Source organism: Corynebacterium sp. TAE3-ERU16 (assembly GCF_019209935.1).
Classification (GTDB): domain Bacteria; phylum Actinomycetota; class Actinomycetes; order Mycobacteriales; family Mycobacteriaceae; genus Corynebacterium; species Corynebacterium antarcticum.
In genome coordinates, this window is sequence record NZ_JAHUTN010000006.1 from 100,416 (window position 1) to 122,507 (window position 22,092).

Here is a 22,092-nt window from a genome sequence, read left to right on the forward strand (position 1 = left end):
GTTCCCCGTGAGGGGGAAAGAAAACCTGCGCATCCGGGAATGTGGACGCGTCATCTATGGTTGCAGTGGATATGCCCCTGAAAAATAGTTCCGACAGAAAACCCGTCTACATCACCCTAATTGCCCTGATTCTCGTGATCGCCATAGGCGTCGCCCTGGCACTCACCCAGCCGTGGCGTGCCTTCACCTCATCCAGTGTCGATGAGGCGTTCCCGGCCCCCGGAGGAACCGTCGCCACCGCCTCCCGGGACGAGACGGCCACCACCGGGAAAGACATGGATCCGACCGACGCGGACACGGCGGAACCCGCTCAACCGGTCGAGGTGAAGCGGGGACAGTTCATTTCCGTGGATCACGACACCTCCGGTACCGCTCTCATCGCGGAGCTCCCGGACGGCTCCCGTGTCCTGCGACTGGAGGATCTGGCGAGTCTCGACGGTCCGGACCTCAAGGTCGTCCTCACCCCGGCCTCCGGTGACTACTCCGCTCTGGGGGATGCGGGATACGTGACCCTCGGGGCGCTCAAGGCCACGCACGGCAACCAGAACTACGCCATCCCGGCCGATCTCGACCTGGGTACGGCGAACAGCGTGGTCATCTGGTGCGAGCGCTTCAGCTCGGCGTTCGGTGCCGCGGAGCTGTCCACGATCTGACCGCAACCACCGGAACAACGCGAGACTCCCCCACCGGAAAACCCTGGTGGGGGAGCCTTCTTTCGTCGTCCTAGGCCGATGGATCCGGGGAATCCCCGTCAGTTCCGGCGGGATCCGTCCCCCGCTTTCCGTGGTCACCCGTGCGCAGTGCCTCGACGGTGATCACCTCCGGGTCCTCCACGGCGAAGATGGAACGTCCCATGTAGAACGTGGACACGCTGGCGATGACGAGCAGTCCGGTGATCGCGACACAGGCTCGCAGCAGATCCGTGGCGACGAAACCGCTCGTCGACCAGTCGTGCAGCAGGTGTGCGGCGATGATCAGCGGCAGCGCGACACCGATGGTCGGGCCCAGGAGATTCGCCCGCGTCAGGGCGTCCGGGGCACGCCACAGCGCGGCGGCGGTGACCAGCGTCATCGACGCGGCGAACAGGAGGACCAGGCTGATGATGATCTCGGTGAAGGTCATTATCGTCGTCCCTTCGACAGGATCCGGGCAAAGGACACGGTGGTCAGCAGACCGAGCAGGCCGGCGAGCAGCGGGATCTCGTAGGAGATCGACGTCGGGTTGATGATCGTCCACGTCACGAAGATCGCGATCATCGTGTAGAAGACCTTGTCCGCGAGTACCGCCCGGGTCGCGTCCCCGCCGTCCTTCAGCAGCAGCGCCAGGCTGGACATCAGTGCCAGGGACATCATCACGATGCACACCACGACGATGATGGTCAGTGCACTCATCGGTTCTCCTCTCCGGCGCCCTGACCGGGCGCACCGTGGTCGATGCCCCTGACGGAGGGCACCATCCGTTCCTCCATGTCCGCCAGGCCGGCGAACACCTCGGCCGGCTCCGCCCCGTAGACGGCCTGCACGAGGAGGATCTCGGGACCGTCCCCGTCGGCGTCAGGACGCAGCCCGACGGACAGGGTCCCCGGGGTCATGGTGATGCAGGTCGACAGGGCGGCGATCTGCCAATCCTTGGTCACCCGCAGTGGGTAGGCCACCACGATGGGGTGCATGTGTGAGTGCCGGCGCACCACGTCGCGGGCGACGGTGAGCGCTCCCGCGAACACCTGACCGATCAGCCAGACCCCGAACCGGATCACGTGGAACATCAGCGGACCTCCTCTGGGACGTCAGTGCTCGGCAGGGGCACGTCTCCGGTGTCGACGACCCCCACCGCGGTCGAGAAGTCGCCGAGGACGGCCTGCCGGTAGCCGTCGATGTCGAGCAGCCCCTCCGCGGCGGTCGTGGTCACGGATGTGAGGACCCCGGCCCCGAAGAACATCGCGACGCTGAGTACGGCGAGGGCTGCGCCGGGGACCAGTTTCGATCCGGAGACCAGCAGCGTCGCCGGGAACTCCTTCTCCTTCATGTCCTTCCCCCAGAACACCGCACGCCACAGCCGCAGCATGGACAGCAGGGCACCGAAGCTCGCGATGATGATCACGGCGATGACCAGCCACGCCTTCAGGTCACCCTCCCGGGCGACGGCGAGGGTGACGTAGAGCTTGCCCCACACACCGGAGAACGGGGGGAATCCGACGACCGAGAATGCGCCCATGACGAACACCGCGGACACGAGCGGTTCGCGGCGCATCAGACCGGACAGGCGGGTCAGCATGCCCGTGCCGTAGGTCTCCTCCACGGCACCCACCGTGAGCACCAGCGAACCGACCGTGATCATGTGGTGCAGGGCGTAGAGGATGCCGGCCGCGAGAGCGCGGACCGGGTCGAGCGTCGCGAACGCCAGCACGACCAGGATGAACGGCATACCGTTGACCATCTGGTAGGCGATGACGCGGCGCATGGTGTGCTCGGCGAGGCCCGCGAAGCCACCCACCAGCATGGAGATCATGCAGACGACGGCGATGAGCCAGGACCAGCGTTCATCCAGGGCGAAGATGACGGTGTAGATGCGGAACAGCGCGTACACCGCGACCTTCGTGTGCAGGCCGGAGAACAGGCCCATCACCGCCGGGGAGGTTCCCGGATAGGTCCGTGGCAGCCAGGTGTGCACCGGGAAGACACCGGCTTTCACGCACAGCGCGATCACGACGACACCCATCGCCACGGTGAGGGGGCCGTTGCCCGCCGCCGCGCCGGCGAGTGCCGCCATGTTCACGGTGCCCGCCACGCCGTAGACGAGAGCCACACCGATGAGCAGGACCGTGGAGGTGGTCAGGTTCACCAGGACGAACATCCGGCCACCCGCGAGGCGAGACCAGGTTCCGGTCATGGCGATCAGACCGTAGGACGGCAGGAGCATGACCTCGATGAACACGAAGAGGTTGAACAGGTCGGCGGTGAGCAGAGCACCGTTGACGCCGGCGGTGAGCATCAGCGCGAGCCCGGAGTAGAACCGGGCCCGGGTCTCACCGGCGACGAGGGCGAACAGATTGGAGGCGAGCGCCACGATGCACGTGGTCAGGATCATCACCGCGGCGAACGGATCCGCGGCGAACGGAATCGCGACACCACCGTCGTAGAGTCCGACCGAGTGCGCCACGGTGCCGGTTACCTCGGTGCGGGCGAACAGCCACCCACCCGCGATGATCCCGGCCCCGGGGACAAGGACCATGAGGAAGTCACGGACGACGCGCCACGGCACGATCACCGCGACCGCGGCGGCCGCCAGAGGCACGGCGACGAAGAGAGGGAGAACCCAGGAAAGATCGTTGTTCACTGTCTACTTCTCCTCCTTGGCCAGCCGGTCGGCGACCCGGGCCGCACGATGGGAACCGGGGCGGACCGGGGCAGCTGTCCGGCCACGGGTCTCCAGCGGGGACTCCTCGTCGGGGTCCTCCGCGGAGCGGGTGTCGTCGGACCGGCCCAGTGCGGCGAGCGCCAGCATGAAGGCGGTGGTCGCCATGGTGATGACGATGGCGGTCAGGACGAACGCCTGCGGCAGGGGGTCGGCCGCCCCATCGAGAGGGGTGCGCCCACCGAACGGTTCGCCGCGCCAGGCGCCGATGCCGGTCGCGAGGATGATGAGGTTCGCGGCATGGCTCACCAGACCCATGCCGAACACGATGCGCACCATGCCCCGCTGCATGATCAGGTAGACACCGCCGCCGAGCAGGAACGCGATGGTCAGTGCGATGATCACTGCTTCTCTCCCTTCTGCTCCCCGGTGGCCTCTGCGGTGTCCGCGGCGGAGGGGTCGTCGTCGCCGTCGACGCGACCGGCTCCGACCGGTGCCGTCTCCGGTTGGCGTGGATCGTCGAGCTTCGGGTCGGGTTGCACATCGGGAATGTCCGGCAGCGGGTGTTCACCGCCGCGGTGGAACGGCAGGAGTCTCCTGTCGGCGCCGGGCCGCAGGTACCCGCCGAGTGCGTTGATCGCGAGGGTGAGCATGCCGAGGACCGCGAGGAACACGCCGACGTCGAAGATCATCGAGGTGCTGACGTGCTCCGGGCCGATGTGGCCGTGCAGCGGGTAGAGGAAGGACCCCTCGAAGAAACCGAGGAATCCGGACCCGACCGCGGTCAGCACGCCGGTACCGGTGAGCAGGAACGGGGTGTTCGGGCGGACGACGGGCTTGTCGGTGCCGTACGCGAGGTAGACGACCATGATCGCACCACCCGCGACCAGGGCGGCGATGAAGCCGCCGCCGGGGGAGTTGTGTCCGCGCATGAAAATGAGGAAGGACAGGATTCCGAGCACCGGCAGGAGGTATCTCCGCAGCTGCTCCAGGGGGAGTGCGTTCCGGATCGAATCCGGGAGGAACAGCGGTCGGGTACCCCGTTGGAACGGGTGCCTCGGAACGGATCCGACGACCGCGGCGATGACGACACCGGCCATACCCAGGACGGAGAGCTCACCCAGGGTATCGAAGGCGCGGAACTCGACGAGGATCGTGTTGACCACGTTGTCACCACCGGTGATCTCCGGGCCGTTGCTGAGGTAGTACAGGGCGATGTCTGGGCGCTCGTGCCGGCCCAGCAGGCCCATGACGGCGGCGAATGCCGCGGTACCGGTCGCGATACCGAGGATCGCGGAGGAGGTGCGTCGGCGTCCGGAGGTCTTGTGGAACTCCTCCGGCTGCTGCCGGATCACCATCATGATGATGACGACGACGAGGGTCTCCACGAGGAACTGCGTCAGCGCCACGTCCGGGGCGCCGAGCGCCAGGATCTGCAGGGTGACGCCCACGCCCGTGGTGCCGAGCAGGACCGCGCCCGCCAGTCGGGTGCGCGCCCGGGTGAGACCGAAGACCGACACCACGACGATGAGCAGCGGGATGAGGTCGATCGGATCGTCGATGCCCTCGACCCGGGCCCCGGGGGTGACTCCGTCGATGCCGGGCATGAACAGCACGATCGCCGCGAAACCGATCAGCACCAGCAGCGGGTACAGCAGGTGGCGGGCAGGGGAGTAGGAGTCCGCCATCCGGCCGGCGGTACGGCCCCATCGCCCGCACAGTTCGACGAAACGGCGCAGCGCGATGTTGCCCGTGAACGGCAGCAGGGCACGCCCGTCGAAGGACGGGAGGATCCGCCTGCGCGCGAGTACGCCGAGCACACCGACGACCAGCACCAGGACGGAGATCCCGAGCGGAACGGTCAGGCCGTGCCAGAGCCCGAGGTGCAGGTGCGGGGCGGTGGTGACCGATCCCACGACGGCGTCGAGCGGTTCGTCGAGGGATGCGGCGACGAACGCCAGCGGCAGCGAGGCCAGGCCGGGCAGTGCGGCGGGCAGCCACAGCTGGACCGGGGCCTCGTGGACCTCCGACATGTCGCGCGGGCCGTCGACGAAGGCGCCGAGCACCAGTCGGGCCGAGTAGGTGAACGTGAAGACCGCGCCCACGCCGGCGGCCCCGAGCAGCAGCCACACACCGGCGGTGTCCAGGGGTGCCTCGGTGAACGCCTCCAGCATGCTCTCCTTGGAGATGAAGCCCATCAGCGGTGGGACGGCCGCCATGGACAGGGAACCGACGAGCACGCCGGTGAAGGTGAACGGCATCCGGTTCCACAGCGGACCGAGGCGGCGTACGTCGCGGGAACCCGCCTCGTGGTCCACGACCCCGATGAGCATGAACAGTGAGGACTTGAACAGGGCGTGGGTCAGTGTGTGGAGGACGGCGGCGGCCAGCGCGAAGGGCGTGCCGATGCCGATGGTCGCGACGATCCAGCCCAGGTGGGACACCGTCGAGTACGCCGTCAGGCGCTTCAGGTCGGTCTTCTGGATCGCGAACAGGGACGCCATCACCGCGGTGAACATGCCGACGGTGATGAGCAGGAGGTTCCACACGTGGTTGTCGTGCATCACGGTGGAGAAGCGCAGCAGCAGGTAGATGCCGGCCTTGACCACGGCGGCGGCGTGCAGGAACGCGGACACCGGGGTCGCGGCGGCCATCGCCTCCGGGAGCCAGAAGTGGAAGGGGAACTGCGCGGACTTCGTGAATGCGGAGATGGCGATCAGCACACCCACCGCCGTTCCCAACCGTGGATCTTCGGTCCAGAAGTCGGAGGCGAGGATGTCGGTGAGGTCGGTGGTGCCGGCCTGGGTCGCGGCGATGGTCAGGGCCGCGAGGAGCGTCAGACCACCGGTGAACGTCAGGATCAGGGTGCGGACCGACCCCGCCTCACCAGCTGAGCCGGCCCGCGCGATGAGCAGGAACGACCCGATGGACACGAGTTCCCACGCGATGAACATCAGCACGACGTCGTCGGAGAGGACCAGCAGCAGGACCGCGAGCATGAACGCGGACATGATGACGTAGAAACTGCCGTTGGACTGCTTGTTGTGCAGGTAGGACGCCGAATAGATGAAGACGATCGCGCCGATGACGAGGGCGAGCAGTGCGAAGAACACGCTCAACGGGTCGCCCCGGAGAGCGAAGCCGGCGTCCTGCCCGGGGGCGATGAAGTCCCGTGCCCAGACGTGCCGGTAGGTGATCACCTCCCCGTCCATCAGTCTGGGGATGTGTCGCGCCAGGAGGCCTGCGGCGATCAGGAAGATCACCGCCAGGGGCCAGCCGGCACGACGGTCGAACAGACGGACCGTGAAGGGGGCGAGCCCGAGGGCGAGCGCCGCCAACGCGAGGACGATGAACAGCGTCACTTGGGCATCACACCTGCGTTCCTTGATGAGTGTCGAGGGGAGATTCGTATCATGCTGCGGTCAGACATACCCTTGTAGACGATACCAGCCGGTCACGACCACCCGACGCGGCCGGTGGACCGCCGCAGGCGGACGCGGTCCGAATCTTCCGGTCCTCAGAGCCCCCCTGATTCGCCCACCTTCCGGTGGTTCATTCGGTGTGGCTCATCACCTTCCCCGGCATCGACGCTAGATTTCACGGTATGAGCCGAACCGGAGTAACCGTCACCCGCGTCCTGCTGGCCCTGCTGCTGTTCCTGCCGGTGATGGTGGGTGCGGTCTGCACGGTCGTCAGTGGGACGGATCTCATGTCCACGTCGGTGGGAAATGAGGGGGACGACACCGCCGCGTCCGGTGAGGCGCGCCGGGAGGTCCGGGGTGGTGGTGATCTCGTTGCGGCACGGCGCGCCGCGGGCGAGGCCGAAACCCAGGCGGGGTTTCTCGTCGCCGGTACCGGCGAACTCAGTGATGGGGCCGGGGAGCTCGCCGACGGGAGCCGGAGGCTCTCCGAGGGAGCCACGGACGCGGTCAACGGTTCGCAGCAGCTCACCGATGGGCTGATCCAGCTCCAGGCCGGTACCGGCCAGCTGGGGGACGGCGCCACCCGGGTCGCCGACGGAGTCTCCCGGGCGGTGGAACAGATCGAGGCTCTGCCGGGAGCCCGGGACGAGCTGCTCAGGATCCTCGATGACGTCGACGCCACCCTCGCGAAATCAGACCACCCGGAGGCGCCGAAGCTACGGATGGAACTGGTCAATCTCCGTGTCGAGGTGGTCAACTTCCGCATCGCCCCCGAGATGCTCGGCCAACTCAATGAGCTACGGGACGGTTCCCGTGAGGTCGCGAACCAGCTCTCCACACCGGGGCAACCCTTCCACGACGGCGTCTACAGCGCCGCCGCCGGTTCCCGCTCCCTGACCAGCGGTCTCCGCGAACTGGATGAGGGCGCACAGGCGCTGCAGAGCGGAGTCGACGAGATCCGTGACGGTGCCGAACGCGTCCGCTCGATGGCGGAGGCCAACGAGAAGAAGATCGACGCTATCCAGGCGGGCCTGCCGGCAAGGGGAGCCGCCGGTGCTGCTCCGGGAGCCGTGGAACAGGCATCCGCGCAGCTGGACACCGGCGTCGGGGTCGGACCGATGGGCGCACTGTTCGCGGCGCTTCTCGTCTGGCTCGCGGGGACCTCCCTGTGGCTGCTCAGCCGCCCCTCCGCTGAACCGGGGGGTGCCCGCTCGCGGACGTTCGGCGCACCGGGTCTCGCGGTCGCCGGAATCGCGGCTGTCGGTGCGGTGTTCGTGGCCACCGTCGCCAGGCCCGCGGGCTCCGTCGCGCTCACCGGGGCGATCCTCGTGGTTGCGTTGACCGCCGTCGCCGCCGCAGTGTCCGGACGTGCGGTGATCGGTCTCCTCGGCGGGACCGCCGGACGAATCGCTCTGGTTCTGGGGCTGATCGCCCAGGTCGGTGTGCTCGGCCACGTTTTCTCCGGTGTTTCCGTGGGGGAGGAACCGACGGCCTTCTGGCGGTTGCTCACGGCGGTGATGCCCGCGGCGTACCCGGCCGGGGCACTGGCCGGGTTCGGCACCGGTGGAAGCGGCCCGGTCCTGTGGACGGCCGTCGCCGTACTCGGTGCCCTGGTCGTACTGGGGGTCCTCGTCGGGCGCTTCGCCCCGACCGTGGACTGTCCCCCCGAACCGGTTCCGGGGGATCCGGTCGGGGACCGGGACGGCAGTGCATCAATGGTCGCCGGGCACCGGCCCTCGGATGACCCCACCGCGACGATCCCCGCGGTGACCGACGTTCCCCCGGAACGGTAGTCCGGGTGGAAAAGTCCGGGGAAGAAGAAAACCCGGTGCGGCGGACTCAATTGGGTCCACCGCACCGGGTGATGGTCGGGATAACAGGATTTGAACCTGCGACCTCCTCGTCCCGAACGAGGCACGCTACCAAGCTGCGCCATATCCCGGTGTGCAGGCATCGCCTGCTACCCGGAATACTCTAGCTTACGGGACTGTGCCGGGCAAAACCGCAGCTGGAACGGTGTTTGATAGTCATCGGGAGGGTAGTTCCGTGATCCGCAGGAGTGTCGCCGCGGGCGGGCAGAACAGGCGTACCGGTGCGTAGCGGGAGGTGCCGAGTCCCTCCGAGACGTGGACGTGCATCGGCCCGGTGCGGCTGAGTCCGCTGGCCCTGCGTGCGTTGATGCCGCAGTTGGTGACCAGCGCACGCCCACCGGGCAGGCAGATCTGCCCGCCGTGTGTGTGTCCGCACAGGGCCAGCTGATAACCGTCGTCGGCGAACCGCTGCAGGATCCGGGGCTCCGGGGCGTGTGAGAGCGCGATCGCGAGATCGCAGTCCCTGTGCGGTGGGCCGGCGATGGTGGCGTAGTCGTCCAGGTCATGGTGCGGATCGTCGACCCCCGCCGCGGCGATCCGTACGTGGCCCGCCTTGAACTCGCGCCGGGCGTGTGTGGCGTCGTGCCAGCCGCGCTCGACGAAAGCGGCACGCAGGTCGCGCCACGGTAGTTCTACGTCGCTGACCGGCCGTTTCCGCCCGACGAGGTAACCGAGGGGATTGACCGGACGGGGTGCCCAGTAGTCGTTGCTGCCGAAGACGAAGAGCCCCGGGCGGCTCAACAGTGGGCCGAGGGCCCGGAGGACGTCGGGAACGGTTTTCGCGTCCCCGAGATTGTCCCCGGTGTTGACCACGAGATCCGGGTCGGTGTCGATGAGGGAGGAAACCCACTCGCACTTCGCGTCCTGCCCGGGCAGCATGTGCAGATCGCTGAGATGCAGGATCCGGAAGTCAGTGCTCTCGCCGCGCAGTGTTCCCGACGGAAGCAGCGGGATGGTGACCTCGTGGAGCCGGAAGTTCTCGAGCTCCCGGTTCCCCCACGCCGTGAGAGCGGCGCCCCCGGCGAGGGCGGTACCGGTGGCGGTCAGGGTGGCCCGGCGGATCAGATTCATGTTCAATCGCACCTGTCCAGCGTATCGTGGACGGCATGAGTACGTTGACTGATGCCGTCCGTGCGGATCTGACCGCAGCCATGAAGGCCCGCGACGAGGACACCAAGCGCACGTTGCGCAGTCTTCTCGCCGCCATCCAGACCGAGGCCGTCAGCGGCGCCAAGCACGAGGTGGGGGACGAGGATGTCCTCCGGCTGATCGCCCGCGAGATAAAGAAACGCCGCGAGTCGGCGGAGATCTACCGGGAGGCGGGACGAGGGGAGCTCGCCGCCGCCGAGGAGACCGAGGCCGACATTCTGGCGCGCTACCAGCCCACCCAGCTGGATGACGCCGACCTGGCCGCGGTCGTCGACAGGGCGGTGGCCGAGGTCGCGGGGGAAACCGGCGCTCCGGTGACGATGAAGCAGATGGGGCAGGTCATGAAAGCCGCCCGGGCCGCCGCCGCGGGCCGCGCCGACGGCAAGCGGATCTCCACCGCGGTCAGGGAGCGACTGCAGCGCGCCTGACCGGCGCAGGGATCAGAAACCGTTCTCGCGCAGAATGTCGTTGAGCGCGTTCTGCAGGTCCTCCACGGTGTCCACCGGGTCCGGGGCCTGCCTCCGCGCCCGATCCGGGGTCGTCCTCTGGTCCGGAACCGACGGCATGGGGGCCGGGCTGGAACCATCGGACAGCTGAAGGATGACCTCATCGCCCTTGAGCAGCGGCTGTTTCGCGGCTACCACGCTCACCGCACGTCCGAGCGGGATTCCGTTCCCGGACACGTACTGGCTGCGCACCGTGTAGCCCGCTTCCGTGATCTTCTTGCGGGCGTCATCCTCGCTCATGCCGGACACCTGCGGCAGGTTCGCGACAGCGGTGCCCTGCTTGAAGCGGTCGTCGAACGGACCGAGCTTGCCGCCGGTGGCGGCCGGAATCCTGTTGGCCGCACCGAACCAGGTGCGCGCCGCCTCCATGCCGCCGTAGAGGTTTCCCTCGGGGCACTGCCGGAGCGGGCTGGTGCACAGGGGGGACACCGTGGTGCCGTCGTTGTAGATGTACGGGGCCGCGGCGAACCCGCTGTTGAAGCCCATGAACGCGGCGGACTGGTGGGACTCCGTCGTCCCCGTTTTCGCGGCAGTGGGAGCGGACCAGCCCGCGGCCCGTGCCGCGTCCGCCGCCGTGCCTGACACGACGTCCTGTGACAGACCGTTCTCGAGGGCGTAGGCGACACCCTCGTCGAGGACCCGTTCGCAGTCGGGCTGGTCCAGGGAAACGGGTCGGCCGTGGCGGTCGGTGACCCGCACGATCGGGTTCGGCTCGCACCAGATTCCACCGGAGGCGACCGTCGCCGCGACATTCGTGAGCTCCAGTGGGTTGACCGCCGTCGGGCCGAGCGTGAAGGAACCGAGATTGTGGTCCTTCATGTACTGCGCGATCGAGGACTCCCCGTCGAAACTCCCCGGCTCTGCGTAGTCCCTTAGCCCGAGTTTCACGGCCATGTCGACGGTCGGTTTCACCCCGATGGTCTCGATGAGCTTGACGAAGGTCGTGTTGGGTGAGTGCGCGAGCGCATCCTTGAGTGTCATCTTCGGCTTATAGACGCCGGCGTTCTCGACGCAGTACGTGTTCGGTGGACAGTTCCTCGCTCCGCCGGTGCCGAGGTTCTTCGCCTCGTAGCGGGTGGGAACGTCGAGCATCGTGTCCACGCCCATGCCCTTCTCGAGGGCCGCGGCAGCGGTGAAGATCTTGAAGACCGAGCCGGCGCCGCTTCCGACCCTCGTCGAGGTCTGGGGCAGAACCGTCTCGCCAGCCTCGAGGTTCAGGCCGTAGTTGCGTGAGGACACCATCGCCCTGATGGGGCGATCCTCCCTGCCCGGCTCGATGACGTCCATGACCTCGGCGACACCCGGTGCCATGGGGTCGACCTGCGCCGTGACCGAATCGTGGGCGATGTCCTGGATGACCGGATCCAGGGTCGTCTCCACCGTGTACGCGCCGGTCTCGAGTCGGTCGAGACTGACGCCCTTGTCTTCCAGGTAGCGCAGGACGTGGTCGCAGAAGAAGCCACGGTTGCCCGCGGCGATGCAGCCGCGGGGCAGCTCATCGGGTGCCGGGAGAACGCCGAGAGGCTGCTGCTTGACGGCCGCGGCCTCCTCCGGGGTGATCGATCCGGTCGCGACCATCGTGTCCAGCACGGTGTTCCGGCGCTGTGTGACCCCGGCCTCGTTGGTGTACGGGTTGAGTATGGAGGAGGACTGGACGATCCCGGCGAGCATCGCGGCCTGTGCCACGTTCAGCTCGATCGCCGGAATACCGAAGTAGGTACGGGCCGCGGCCTCGATGCCGTAGGCCCCGTTTCCGAACGGCACGATGTTCAGGTAGCGGGTGAGGATCTCGTCCTTGGTCAGCAACTGCTCCAGATCCGAGGCCATCCGCATCTCGCGGAGCTTGCGGGCGTAGCTGGTCTCGGTGGCCGCGGCCTGTTCCGACTCATCCTCCGCGTCGACCAGCAGGAGGTAATTCTTCACGTACTGCTGGTCGAGGGTGGACGCACCCTGCTGAACCGAACCGGAGAAGATGTTCGTCGCCATGGCACGGATGGTGCCCTGCCAGTCGACTCCGTCATGCTCGTAGAAGCGCCGGTCCTCCACGCTGATGATGGCCTGCTTCATCGCGGGGGAGATCTGGTCACCGGTGACCTCGAACCTGCGCTGCTTGTACAACCAGGCCATGGGGTTGCCGTGGGCGTCCAGGATCGTGGTCACCCCGGGTGCCTCGCCGTCGGTGAGGTCGGCGAGGTTGGATTCCATCGCTTCCTGCGTCCGTGCGACGGCGAGCCCGGAGATTCCGGCCACCGGGGCGACGACCGCCGCGCCGAGAACTCCGACGGCGACGATGGCGCCGGCGGTCTTGGACAGGGATTTTACGAGAGACACCCCTTTACCCTACGTAACAAATCCACGCCCCGGAAACAGTTGGCTCCACCCGCAGGTGTGACGCATTCGACATATGGTGCATGGTGTGAATACACTTACATGCGTCAATGAAGGCATGCAGTAGGAGAGATCAGCGATGACCGCATCACTTATCCAGGATCCACGTACGAACCCCTACTTTGCCCGCAACTCACGCAACACCTCCACCGTCGAAACCCCTCCGGGTCGCGGTGAGTGGGTGACCCGGGCCAAGTGCCGCGAAGGCGACCCGGACGCGCTCTTCGTCCGCGGTGCCGCCCAGCGCAAGGCTGCGGTGATCTGCCGCCGCTGCCCGGTGCTCACCGAATGCCGTGCCGACGCCCTGGACAACCGGGTCGAGTTCGGCGTGTGGGGTGGTCTCACCGAACGGCAGCGTCGCGCACTGCTGCGCAAGAACCCCCACATCAGCAACTGGGCCGAGTACCTCGCCTCCGGCGGCGAACTGATCGGCATCTAGCCGACGGCAGGCCAACGGTCGGCGCTCCCGTCCCCGGGACAGGGGGTCGATGGGGAACGCCCGTGACCGGGTGACCGGGGCGCGGACGTCGACCGCGTCGCGCCCGGACGCGCCCGTCGGCAGCGTCGGCGCGGGCTCCTCCATCCGGCGCCCGGCCACGGGATCATTGCGCTCGTCCTACCCAGCCGGCAGTGACCGTGACGCGCAACGGTTTTCCGCGGTGCGGGATACGTCGCGGACCCGATCGAGCCGGCTGCCGCCGCGACACACAGGTACCTCCCGTGGAGCGCGGAGCAGCCCCCGCGTGCCGCCGCTGGGCAACGTCCCCGACGAGCCGCGAAGAACCGGGTTCCGGGTCCCGCGGGGAACGGCACCACACCGTCGCAGCGTGGTGCAGACCCGTCCTCTGCCCCACCCCGGGGTTGGACACGCCCCCGCCGACCCACCGCACACGATCCGTTCCCGGGCACTCGTTGGTGCCGGGTCGCCCGGACTCGCATAAAGTGTGAGGCATGACTAACACCACCTGGGAATACGCCACCGTGCCACTGCTCACACACGCCACCAAGCAGATCCTCGACACCTGGGGTGAGGACGGCTGGGAGCTGGTCACCGTCGTTCCGGGCCCCAATCCCGAGAACGTCGTCGCCTACATGAAGCGCCCGAAGGACTGAAATGGGAAACTCGCAACGCCTCCGCGAACTCGGGATCACACTGCCCGCCGTCGCCGCCCCCGCAGGGTCCTACCAGCCGGCCATCCGGGTCGGTGACCAGGTGTGGACCTCCGGCCAGCTGCCGCTCGTCGACGGGGCGCTCGCCGCGACCGGCAAGGTCGGCGCGGACGTCAGCGTCGACACCGCCGCGCAGCTGGCCCGCACCTGCGCACTCAACGCACTCGCCGCGGTCGACTCCCTCGTCGGCATCGACAGTGTCTCCCGTGTCCTCAAGGTCACCGGCTTCGTCGCCTCCGCCGAAGGATTCAACGCCCAGGCTGCGGTCCTCAACGGCGCATCCGACGCCCTCGCCGAGATCTTCGGGGACGCCGGACGGCACGCCCGATCCGCCGTCGGCGTGTACGAACTTCCCCTCGACTCACCCGTTGAGGTGGAGATTGTGGTGGAAATCAAGGAGTAACGCCGTGCGCGGATGCCGTCGACGGTTAAGCTGGTGGGCATGGAGCACCCCGCCTACAGCCAGCTGCGTCCGGTAACACCGTCAGCTGCAGTTGTCCTCAGTCCGAACCCGTCCTACGCCTCCCTGGAGGGAACAAATTCCTGGGTGATCCGGGCGGAGGGCGATCCACGGAGCATCGTCATCGACCCGGGGCCGGAGGATGAGGGCCACCTCAATGTCCTCAACAGCAAGGCCAGTGAGGTCGCGCTCATCCTGATCACCCACCGGCACCACGACCACGCCGACTCCACCGGCCGTTTCCGCCAGCTCACCGGCGCGCCCGTCCGGGCCTTCGACAAGACCTACTGCCGCGAGGGTGAGCCGCTGGAGGACCGGGAGGTCATCTCTCTCGAAGGTGTGACCCCGCAGATCGAGGTCCGCCACACCCCGGGGCACACCTCGGATTCCGCCTGCTTCTTCATCTGGAGCGGCGTCCCCCATGAATCGACCCTGGAGGGCATCGTCACCGGTGACACGATCGCCGGCCGACACACCACCATGATCTCGGAGACCGACGGTGACCTCGGCCTCTACCTCGACACCCTCCACATGCTGGAGAAGGAGGGCGACGGCATCCACCTGCTGCCCGCCCACGGCCCCGACCTGCCCGACACCGCGCAGATGGCCCGCAAGTACATCGACCGCCGCGAGCAGCGCCTCGAGCAGGTCCGTGAGGTCCGTGCCCGCCTCGGCAGGGACACCCCCCTGAAGACCCTGGTCGACGAGATCTACACCGATGTCGATCCCGTCCTCCGGGGAGCGGCCGAGCAGTCCACCCGCGTCACCCTCCGCTACCTGGAGAACAACGGCGAGTAGGAGCGGTCTCCACCGCGGTTGAACGAACGGAGAAGCCCCATCCCCGTGGGTCGGGGGCGGGGCTTCGTCGTGGAGACGACCGGGGGGAGGGGTGCCTCCTTGGTTCATTCCCTGATCAAGAGGCTACAGCTCCTCAGGAGAAGGTGAATGCGACACCGGAACCATCCTCGCCCGCCCGCTGGACGACGGGGTCTTCCGGGGACACGCTCGTGCCCTCCAGATCGATGGTCGCGTGGGACGTGAGCACCGATTCCGGAACCGTCGAGATCGGGTTGGCGTTGAGGTGGACATTCACCAGGGAATCGTCGTTCTCCCTGCCCTGCCCGGGCCGGTGACTGAGGAAAGCGGGTGTCTGGGTGAGATTGTTGTTCCCCAGGGTGATCGCGTCTAGGAGCCGGATCTGGCTGATGTCCTCGGGAAGTCCATCGTTCAGCTGGTTGTGGGATAGGAGAAGGAAACGGAGCCCCACCGCCGCACCCCAACCGGGACGGCAGGGTGGTCAGCTGGTTTTCACTCAGATCCAGGTAGTACAGCGACGGCAGCGCCGTGATGCTCGGGGGAAGATCCGAGATTTTGTTGGCCGAGGCAACGAAACTCCCCAGCTTGTCCAACTGTCCGATGGAATCGGGGAGTGTCACGATCGCGTTGTGGGGGACGTCGGCAAGCCTCAACGAGGACGCATTTCCGAGGGTCGAGGAAAGTCCTGTGAGACCGGTGCGGACCACGTTGAGGGTGTCCAGTGGCCGGGCCTCGAACAACGAGGTAGGCAGTGACGAGAGCTCCGGGGACCAGGAAATGTCCACCCGGGTGAGGTTGGACAGGGGCGCGGGCCCCTCGGGAATGCGGGACAACTGAGGGTTCCTCTTCAACGTGATCGACTCGACGGATGCAACACCACCGAGACTGTCCGGCAGCTCTGTGATGGCGGTTCCCGAGATATTGATGGTGCGGAATACCGGGCGCTGCCCGAGATTGGCCGGCAGTGTGGTGAAACGCTCGGCGTTCTCGATCGTCAGCTGCGTGGAGACGCTGCTGCCCGGGACCTTGCCGACCGGGGAGAACATCGCCGTGGGGAGGTCTACTAGCCCGCCACCCTCGATGACGATCGAGTGCAGAGCGGGGAAGGAGGCGGTGGGCTCCGGGAGGTACCCCCGTTGTAGCTCGTCAGATGCAGGCTCTCCAGGTGCGGGAGGTTCGGTAGATCGGGAAGATTCACGGGCCACTGCCCATAGACGTCGAGCGTTCTCAGACTCGTCAGATGCTCGAGGCCACTCAGGCTCTCGACGAGGTAATACTCATCGCCGACGAATGACCAGGTGCTGACCGTGAGATCCTCGACCGGATGCTCGTTGATGTCACGCGGAGTCACATCGATCAGAGGGTTCTCGGTGCGCCCATCGCCTGATTGACCGCAATCCGGAGGCCGTCATCGGGAATGACGTCGCGGGTTTCCACCGGCGGTTGCGTTGTCGTGGTTGTCGGCTGTGTGGTGATTGGTGCGGTGGTGGTGCCGGGCACGGTGGTGCCGGTGCTGGTGCCGGTTGTCGTGCTCGTCGGATTGGTGGTGCTGGTGGACGGTGTGGTGGTGGAGGACGTGGTAGCCGGGGTGGTGCCGTGACCACTGCCGCTACCGGAGTCGGGGATCCGGGAGATAATCGCGATGAGGACGATTCCGAGAGTCGCTATGAGACCGAAGACACCCGCGAAAACCGCTGCTGGTGTGGTGCATGGAGCAGTGCGAAGCTCGGTGCGCCCACAGGCACTGCTACCGAACCGAGATCGGATGGCTCGGTGCCGGTGCCTGTGTTGGTCGTATCGTGGCTGGTGGCGTGCGTCTCACCGAAGACGTGGGGATCCGCAGCGGCGTGGGGCGTGAATGAGGTGGTCAGGGCAGTGCACAGAATAGCTGCGGGGAGGGTTCTTCTGAACGTATGGGGACGCACGGTGGGCCATTCCTAAGGTCGATGGAGAAGAGCCCGCGGAGGTGATGCTGTATGGGCTGTCACGCAGCCGGATGTGCTGACCTCCTGGACCCTATCCAGAGGACTTTAGATATAGATAGGTTCCGAAATGAAAATTATGTGAAGAGTCGAGAAACGCGTTTCCACGTGGAGCCCGGGTCCCGTTACGCCAGTTCTTTGTGCTGGTTGTGCGGATACCGGCGAGTGCGTGAGTGCCGGGCGGAGCCGGGGCCTGAAAAACCCGCCCCCGGCTGGTGTGGGGGCGGGTTTTGTGGTGTTCGGGTCAGCGTGCGCGCTTGGCGAGGTGTTCGGTGTCGCAGATCAGGACGCTCTTTCCCTCGAGACGGATCCAGCCACGGTGGGCGAAGGTCGCGAGTGCCTTGTTCACGGTTTCGCGGGATGCGCCGACGAGCTGGGCGATCTCCTCCTGGGTGAGGTCGTGGTTGACCCGTAGGGCGCCGCCTTCCTGGGTTCCGAAGCGGTTGGCCAGTTGCAGCAGCGTCTTGGCCACGCGTCCGGGGACGTCGGTGAAGATGAGGTCGGCCAGGGAGGCGTTGGTCCGGCGGAGGCGGCGGGCGAGGACACGGAGGAGTTGTTCGGAGATCTCCGGGTGGTCGTTGATCCACTTGTGGAGCATCTCGGAGTTCATCGTCGCGGCCTGGACCTCCGTGACGCACACCGCGGACGAGGTTCGTGGGCCGGGGTCGAAGATGGAGAGTTCGCCGAACATGTCCGACGGGCCCATGACGGTGAGGAGGTTCTCACGCCCGTCCGCGGCGTGCCGGGCGAGCTTCACCTTGCCGGAGGTGATGATGTAGAGCCGGTCTCCGGGCTCGCCCTCGTCGAAGATGGTCGTACCGCGCGGATAGCGCACGGTCTCGAGTTCCTGGATGAGGTTGTTGACGGCGACGGGATCGACGCCCTGAAAGATTCCTGCGCGGGACAGAATCTCCTGTACGGCTTCCACTCGTTTCTCCTAATCAGATGAAGCAGGTCCGCATGTAGGGGACAGGCTGGTCCGCAGATTCTCCAGCTCACTTACTCCGCCCCCGCAGGGGCATCCCGTGACGGAAAAACTTGTGCGGTCAATAAATAACGTTGTTCCCCAGCATTCTACTATGTTATGTGTCACGAACGCACCCTCATTGTGACCGTTTTAGGGTTCGCGGGGTTCCTTCGGGGGTGGTCTCATCTGCGTTCGTGTGTTGATGACACCCGTACCCCTGTGCAGCAGAAGCATGAAAAACCGGTGTCGTTACCCGCCTACCGGAGTGGGGCGGACACTGTGGTGCTAGTTCGTGGTGTCCGCGGTGGACGGCTGGGTGGTGCACCGCGTGCAGTAGGTCTCGAACCGTTCCATCTGCATCGCGAACACCGCGACAATCACCGGGACGAAGAGAGCTGCGATTTCGGTCATGTCTCCGGAGTCTAGTCCCCTTCGGTGTTCCGTGGAGCACGATTCACACCACGGTGGAGACGCGGCATCGGTACGTCACCGATCCGGCATCTCCGCCACCGCCGACTACAGTGGGACCCATGTCCGCACCGCCCAAAACACTCACCAACCCCGCCCGCCCACGGGTCGGTGCGCACCCCGCCGCGTCCGGACGGGAGACGGACCTCGGCCGGAAGCGTCGTGCCCGGAGAATCAACCGGACACTCGCCGTCGGATACCCCGAAGCCAGCTGTGACCTGGAGTTCTCGTCGCCGCTCGAGCTTCTCGTCGCCACCGTCCTCAGCGCACAGACCACCGATGTCCGCGTCAATCAGGTGACCCCGGCCCTGTTCGCCGCTTATCCGACGGCAATCGACTACGCCAACGCGGAACCGGAGCGGATCGAGGAGATCATCCGGCCCACCGGATTCTTCCGCGCCAAGACCCGCAGTCTCATGAGGCTGGGACAGGCGCTCGTCGACAACCACGACGGCGAGGTTCCCGGCACACTCGAGGAACTCGTGAAACTACCCGGTGTGGGAAGGAAGACCGCGAACGTGGTACTCGGTGACGCCTTCGGGGTGCCCGGAATCACGGTCGACACCCACCTCGGTCGCCTGGCCCGCAGAATGATGATGACGGCCAACGAGGATCCGGTGAAGGTCGAGAGTGACCTCGCCGAACTCATCGAGCGGCGCGAATGGACGATGTTCTCCCACCGGATGATCTGGCACGGTCGCCGCGTATGCCACTCGCGCAAACCCGCGTGCGGAGCCTGCTTCCTCGCCGCGGACTGTCCCTCCTTCGGCGCTGCGGGGCCGACGGAGCCAGATGCTGCCGCGCGCCTGATCACCAGCGAGGACCGTGAGTACCTGCTGGATCTCGCGGGAGTCGGAGAATGAGCCGCCACACGGTATGGGGGATGGTGGCCGGCGTCATTCTCACCGTTCTGGTGGTGCTCGCGGTTCCGGTCATGCTCCGTGCCGTCAACGGCCCAGCCTCGGACGTATCCGGACCCGGGGGCGGGAACGGCTCCACAGCCGCACCGACAACCGTCGATCCCGACGCGCTCGCCGGAAGGCCGGCCTGCCCCGGGCCGACCGTCGCCGGTGTCGAACTCGACTGCCTCGGTGACACCGGCCCCGCACCCGCTGAGGCCCGGCCGACGGTCGCCGTCGTCTGGGCCTGGTGGTGCGCCCCCTGCCGGAAGGAGATGCCGCTGTTCGAGACCTTCGCGGAACAGCATCCCGACTACACCGTCGTCGGGATCCACGCGGACACAGCCACCGCCGCAGGCGTCGCCAGGCTGGATGAGTGGGGGATCGGGTTACCCAGTTACACTGACCCGCACGGCACCTTCGCCGGCACGCTCGGACTGCCTGGGGTCGTACCGGTGACCGTGGTCACCGATGGCAACGGCTCCGTCCGTGGCACCTTTCCCCGGACGTTCACCAGCGTCGGGGAAATCAATGATGCAGTGAAAGAGGCACTCTCTTGAGCGATCGCACCACCGCCGACAGCGGGGCGCGGGAGCGTCGGGCGCCCACCGTCCCTGACCGGCCCGGCGTCAACACCGATCTGATGCCCCACGCCGCACCCGTCTGGATGCGAAAGCTGGTGGACAGCGTCACATCCGGCGAGCTCCACCGCGGGCTGCCGGAGAGCTCCCGTTCCGGGGGCGACCACAACCGCCGTGCCGCCGTCCTCATGCTCTTCTCCGGTGCCGAGACCTCGGCTGAGCTGCCCAACGACGCAGCGGTGCTCCTGACCCACCGGTCGCCGACGATGCGTTCCCACTCAGGTCAGATCGCCTTTCCCGGAGGCCGCGTCGATCCCGGTGACGTCAACGCCGTGGACTGCGCCCTCCGCGAGGCCTGGGAGGAAACCGGGCTCGACCGCACCAGCACGACCCCGCTCGCCCAACTCGACGATGTCCACATCCGCGCCTCCGGATATCCCGTTCACCCCATCGTCGCCCACTGGCACACCCGTACGCCCGTCGGCGTGGTCAGCCCCGACGAAGCGGACGAGGTGTTCGAGGTACCTCTCATGCACCTCACCGATCCGGTGAATCGACTCATGGTCGGCTGGAAGAACTGGCGCGGACCAGCGTTCACCGTCGACGGATTCCTGGTCTGGGGATTCACCGCGGGTCTGCTCAACGCCGCACTCCACCAGGCGGGCTGGGACAATCCCTGGGACCGCGACACGGTGCACAACCTCCACGACGCACTCGCCCGCTCGCGCAATAATGAGAGGTTGGTGTAGCTGCCAGCAGTTCCAGCAGCACAGCACCGCCCGCCGACCGATCCCCCACGGGGAACCGACCAAGGAAGAATCCGCGAAGTGACAGAGTCCCCGCAGCTTGTCGTTGACGGCGTACTCGTCACCGTCGTGATCATCTCGCTCTGGGGTGGATGGCGTCAGGGCGCGTTCGCATCGGTGCTCTCCACCGTCGGCGTGCTCGCCGGTCTCATCTGCGGTGCGGCCCTCGCCCCCGTCGTGATGGCCCACACCGATTCCACCGCGCTCCGTTACCTCTACGCCCTCGGTACGGTGCTCGTGCTCGTCGCTCTCGGCAATCTCGTCGGTGGTGTCACCGGGTCGACTCTCCGCGAATCCGCCCGCTTCCGGCACACCCTGGTCATCGACTCGATCATCGGTGCGATCTTCCAGGTCATCGCCACGCTCATCGTGACCTGGCTCGTCGCCAGCACCCTGGCCACCGGGATCACCGGCCCCATCGCCCGGGGCCTGCGGAACTCGGTCGTCCTCAACCTCGTCGACCGTTCCACCCCGGATGCCCTGGACACTCTGCCGGACAAGATCTCCGCGATGCTCAACGACACGGGCCTACCGCCGATGATCTCCCCGTTCGAGGGTCGTGTGAAGCACGTCGACGCACCTGCCCCCGAGGTCGGTGACCCGGCGCTCGTGGCGGCCCTGCAACCCAGTGTCATCCATGTACTGGGCGACGCCCACCAGTGCCGCCGCCGACTCATGGGCTCCGGTTTCGTCGCCGCCCCCGATCTCGTCATCACCAACGCCCACGTAGTCGCCGGAACCGATGCGGTGCTCCTCGACACCGCTCTCGGCGTCAAGGAGGCCCGCGTCGTCTTCTACGATCCGGGTGAGGACATCGCGGTGCTGCGCGCCGACAACCTCGATCTTCCCCCGCTCCAGTGGGCGAACGAACCCGCCGTCAGTGGAGATGAGGCGATCGTCATGGGATATCCCGAGTCCGGTCCCTTCGAGGCGGCGCCCGCCCGGATCCGCGAGCGGCTCACCATCAACGGTCCGGACATCTACGCCACGGGGCGCGTCGAGCGCGAGGCGTACACCGTCCGCGGCACGATCCGTCAGGGCAACTCCGGCGGGCCCATGGTCAACAACAGCGGCGAGGTGCTCGGCGTCGTGTTCGGTGCCGCCACGGAGGCCACCGACGTCGGCTACACCCTCACCACCGCTGAAGTCCGCGGCAGGATCGGCGACATCACCCGGTTGACTGAGCCGGTGGACACCCGGGAATGCGTGGTCCGCTGACCGGATGCGGCGTGTGTTCCGGTGGGGACCGCCAT

Annotated in this window: 24 protein-coding genes and 1 tRNA gene; 12 read left to right on the forward strand and 13 right to left on the reverse strand. The window is 67.0% G+C overall.

Features of this window, described 5'->3' with window-relative positions:
• Positions 1-71: 71 nt before the first annotated feature.
• On the forward strand, positions 72-653 hold the full coding sequence (locus tag KRX55_RS07755) for a DM13 domain-containing protein (protein WP_255567670.1): 582 nt from the start codon (positions 72-74) through the stop codon (positions 651-653).
• Positions 654-723: 70 nt separating this feature from the next.
• On the opposite strand, the gene KRX55_RS07760 is transcribed toward KRX55_RS07755, so the two are convergent.
• The 6 genes from KRX55_RS07760 to KRX55_RS07785 are packed head-to-tail and all read right to left on the reverse strand — an operon-like array spanning position 724 to position 6,716.
• Complete coding sequence (locus tag KRX55_RS07760; RefSeq protein ID WP_218407187.1) at positions 724-1,122, reverse strand: Na+/H+ antiporter subunit G; 399 nt, start codon at positions 1,120-1,122, stop codon at positions 724-726.
• The gene (locus tag KRX55_RS07765) at positions 1,122-1,391 is read right to left on the reverse strand and encodes a cation:proton antiporter (protein ID WP_218407188.1); all 270 of its coding nucleotides are present in this window, start codon (positions 1,389-1,391) and stop codon (positions 1,122-1,124) included. Before KRX55_RS07765 ends, KRX55_RS07760 begins: the two co-directional genes overlap by 1 nt.
• The gene (locus KRX55_RS07770) at positions 1,388-1,765 is read right to left on the reverse strand and encodes a monovalent cation/H+ antiporter subunit E (RefSeq protein WP_218407189.1); all 378 of its coding nucleotides are present in this window, start codon (positions 1,763-1,765) and stop codon (positions 1,388-1,390) included. The genes KRX55_RS07765 and KRX55_RS07770 overlap by 4 nt, the downstream gene beginning before the upstream one ends.
• The gene (locus KRX55_RS07775; RefSeq protein WP_218407190.1) at positions 1,765-3,336 is read right to left on the reverse strand and encodes a monovalent cation/H+ antiporter subunit D family protein; all 1,572 of its coding nucleotides are present in this window, start codon (positions 3,334-3,336) and stop codon (positions 1,765-1,767) included. The genes KRX55_RS07770 and KRX55_RS07775 overlap by 1 nt, the downstream gene beginning before the upstream one ends.
• Positions 3,337-3,339: 3 nt before the next feature.
• Positions 3,340-3,759 carry a cation:proton antiporter subunit C gene (locus KRX55_RS07780; RefSeq protein WP_218407191.1) on the reverse strand — a complete coding sequence of 140 codons (420 nt, stop codon included), beginning with the start codon at positions 3,757-3,759 and terminating at the stop codon, positions 3,340-3,342.
• Positions 3,756-6,716, reverse strand: a complete 2,961-nt coding sequence (locus KRX55_RS07785) for a DUF4040 family protein (RefSeq protein ID WP_218407192.1) — start codon at positions 6,714-6,716, stop codon at positions 3,756-3,758. Before KRX55_RS07785 ends, KRX55_RS07780 begins: the two co-directional genes overlap by 4 nt.
• 242 nt (positions 6,717-6,958) lie before the next feature.
• Here KRX55_RS07785 and KRX55_RS07790 point away from each other — a divergent pair, with 242 nt between their 5' ends.
• Positions 6,959-8,569: a hypothetical protein gene (locus tag KRX55_RS07790; protein WP_218407193.1), complete on the forward strand. Its 1,611-nt coding sequence runs from the start codon at positions 6,959-6,961 to the stop codon at positions 8,567-8,569.
• Between the two features lie 72 nt (positions 8,570-8,641).
• On the opposite strand, the gene KRX55_RS07795 is transcribed toward KRX55_RS07790, so the two are convergent.
• Together KRX55_RS07795 and KRX55_RS07800 are read right to left on the reverse strand one after the other, a co-directional pair.
• Positions 8,642-8,718, reverse strand: a tRNA-Pro gene (locus tag KRX55_RS07795).
• Between the two features lie 85 nt (positions 8,719-8,803).
• Positions 8,804-9,718, reverse strand: a complete 915-nt coding sequence (locus tag KRX55_RS07800; RefSeq protein ID WP_218407194.1) for a metallophosphoesterase — start codon at positions 9,716-9,718, stop codon at positions 8,804-8,806.
• A gap of 35 nt (positions 9,719-9,753) precedes the next feature.
• Here KRX55_RS07800 and KRX55_RS07805 point away from each other — a divergent pair, with 35 nt between their 5' ends.
• Positions 9,754-10,224 (forward strand): GatB/YqeY domain-containing protein, encoded by a 471-nt coding sequence (locus KRX55_RS07805; RefSeq protein WP_218407195.1) that lies wholly within the window; start codon positions 9,754-9,756, stop codon positions 10,222-10,224.
• Positions 10,225-10,236: 12 nt separating this feature from the next.
• Here the strand turns inward: KRX55_RS07805 and KRX55_RS07810 are convergent, their stop codons facing one another.
• Positions 10,237-12,633, reverse strand: coding sequence for a transglycosylase domain-containing protein (locus KRX55_RS07810; protein ID WP_218407196.1), 2,397 nt, complete (start codon positions 12,631-12,633; stop codon positions 10,237-10,239).
• A gap of 136 nt (positions 12,634-12,769) precedes the next feature.
• Between KRX55_RS07810 and KRX55_RS07815 the strand changes: the two genes are divergently transcribed.
• The 4 genes from KRX55_RS07815 to KRX55_RS07830 all read left to right on the forward strand — a co-directional run bounded on the left by KRX55_RS07815 (position 12,770) and on the right by KRX55_RS07830 (position 15,118).
• On the forward strand, positions 12,770-13,129 hold the full coding sequence (locus KRX55_RS07815; RefSeq protein WP_218407197.1) for a WhiB family transcriptional regulator: 360 nt from the start codon (positions 12,770-12,772) through the stop codon (positions 13,127-13,129).
• Between the two features lie 512 nt (positions 13,130-13,641).
• Positions 13,642-13,803 (forward strand): DUF4177 domain-containing protein, encoded by a 162-nt coding sequence (locus tag KRX55_RS07820; RefSeq protein ID WP_198738921.1) that lies wholly within the window; start codon positions 13,642-13,644, stop codon positions 13,801-13,803.
• Position 13,804: 1 nt separating this feature from the next.
• Positions 13,805-14,263 carry a RidA family protein gene (locus tag KRX55_RS07825; protein ID WP_218407198.1) on the forward strand — a complete coding sequence of 153 codons (459 nt, stop codon included), beginning with the start codon at positions 13,805-13,807 and terminating at the stop codon, positions 14,261-14,263.
• A gap of 39 nt (positions 14,264-14,302) precedes the next feature.
• Positions 14,303-15,118 carry an MBL fold metallo-hydrolase gene (locus KRX55_RS07830; protein WP_218407199.1) on the forward strand — a complete coding sequence of 272 codons (816 nt, stop codon included), beginning with the start codon at positions 14,303-14,305 and terminating at the stop codon, positions 15,116-15,118.
• Positions 15,119-15,251: 133 nt separating this feature from the next.
• Here KRX55_RS07830 and KRX55_RS07835 read toward each other — a convergent pair whose 3' ends face one another.
• Together KRX55_RS07835 and KRX55_RS07840 are read right to left on the reverse strand one after the other, a co-directional pair.
• Complete coding sequence (locus KRX55_RS07835; RefSeq protein WP_218407200.1) at positions 15,252-15,587, reverse strand: hypothetical protein; 336 nt, start codon at positions 15,585-15,587, stop codon at positions 15,252-15,254.
• A gap of 612 nt (positions 15,588-16,199) precedes the next feature.
• Positions 16,200-16,487 (reverse strand): hypothetical protein, encoded by a 288-nt coding sequence (locus tag KRX55_RS07840; RefSeq protein ID WP_218407201.1) that lies wholly within the window; start codon positions 16,485-16,487, stop codon positions 16,200-16,202.
• Positions 16,488-16,553: 66 nt separating this feature from the next.
• Here KRX55_RS07840 and KRX55_RS07845 point away from each other — a divergent pair, with 66 nt between their 5' ends.
• Positions 16,554-16,736 (forward strand): hypothetical protein, encoded by a 183-nt coding sequence (locus KRX55_RS07845; protein ID WP_218407202.1) that lies wholly within the window; start codon positions 16,554-16,556, stop codon positions 16,734-16,736.
• A gap of 626 nt (positions 16,737-17,362) precedes the next feature.
• On the opposite strand, the gene glxR is transcribed toward KRX55_RS07845, so the two are convergent.
• Positions 17,363-18,046, reverse strand: a complete 684-nt coding sequence (gene glxR, locus KRX55_RS07850; RefSeq protein ID WP_198735063.1) for a CRP-like cAMP-activated global transcriptional regulator GlxR — start codon at positions 18,044-18,046, stop codon at positions 17,363-17,365.
• Positions 18,047-18,370: 324 nt separating this feature from the next.
• Complete coding sequence (locus tag KRX55_RS11850; protein ID WP_255567671.1) at positions 18,371-18,496, reverse strand: hypothetical protein; 126 nt, start codon at positions 18,494-18,496, stop codon at positions 18,371-18,373.
• A gap of 119 nt (positions 18,497-18,615) precedes the next feature.
• Here KRX55_RS11850 and nth point away from each other — a divergent pair, with 119 nt between their 5' ends.
• From nth to KRX55_RS07870, 4 genes are all read left to right on the forward strand, one after another.
• Positions 18,616-19,416 (forward strand): endonuclease III, encoded by an 801-nt coding sequence (gene nth / locus KRX55_RS07855; protein WP_218407203.1) that lies wholly within the window; start codon positions 18,616-18,618, stop codon positions 19,414-19,416.
• Positions 19,413-20,012, forward strand: coding sequence for a TlpA family protein disulfide reductase (locus KRX55_RS07860; protein ID WP_218407204.1), 600 nt, complete (start codon positions 19,413-19,415; stop codon positions 20,010-20,012). The genes nth and KRX55_RS07860 overlap by 4 nt, the downstream gene beginning before the upstream one ends.
• A gap of 83 nt (positions 20,013-20,095) precedes the next feature.
• Complete coding sequence (locus KRX55_RS07865) at positions 20,096-20,782, forward strand: NUDIX hydrolase (protein WP_218407258.1); 687 nt, start codon at positions 20,096-20,098, stop codon at positions 20,780-20,782.
• 78 nt (positions 20,783-20,860) lie between these two features.
• Entirely contained in the window at positions 20,861-22,057 is a 1,197-nt protein-coding gene (locus tag KRX55_RS07870; RefSeq protein ID WP_370625783.1) for a MarP family serine protease, read from the forward strand.
• Positions 22,058-22,092: the final 35 nt, after the last annotated feature.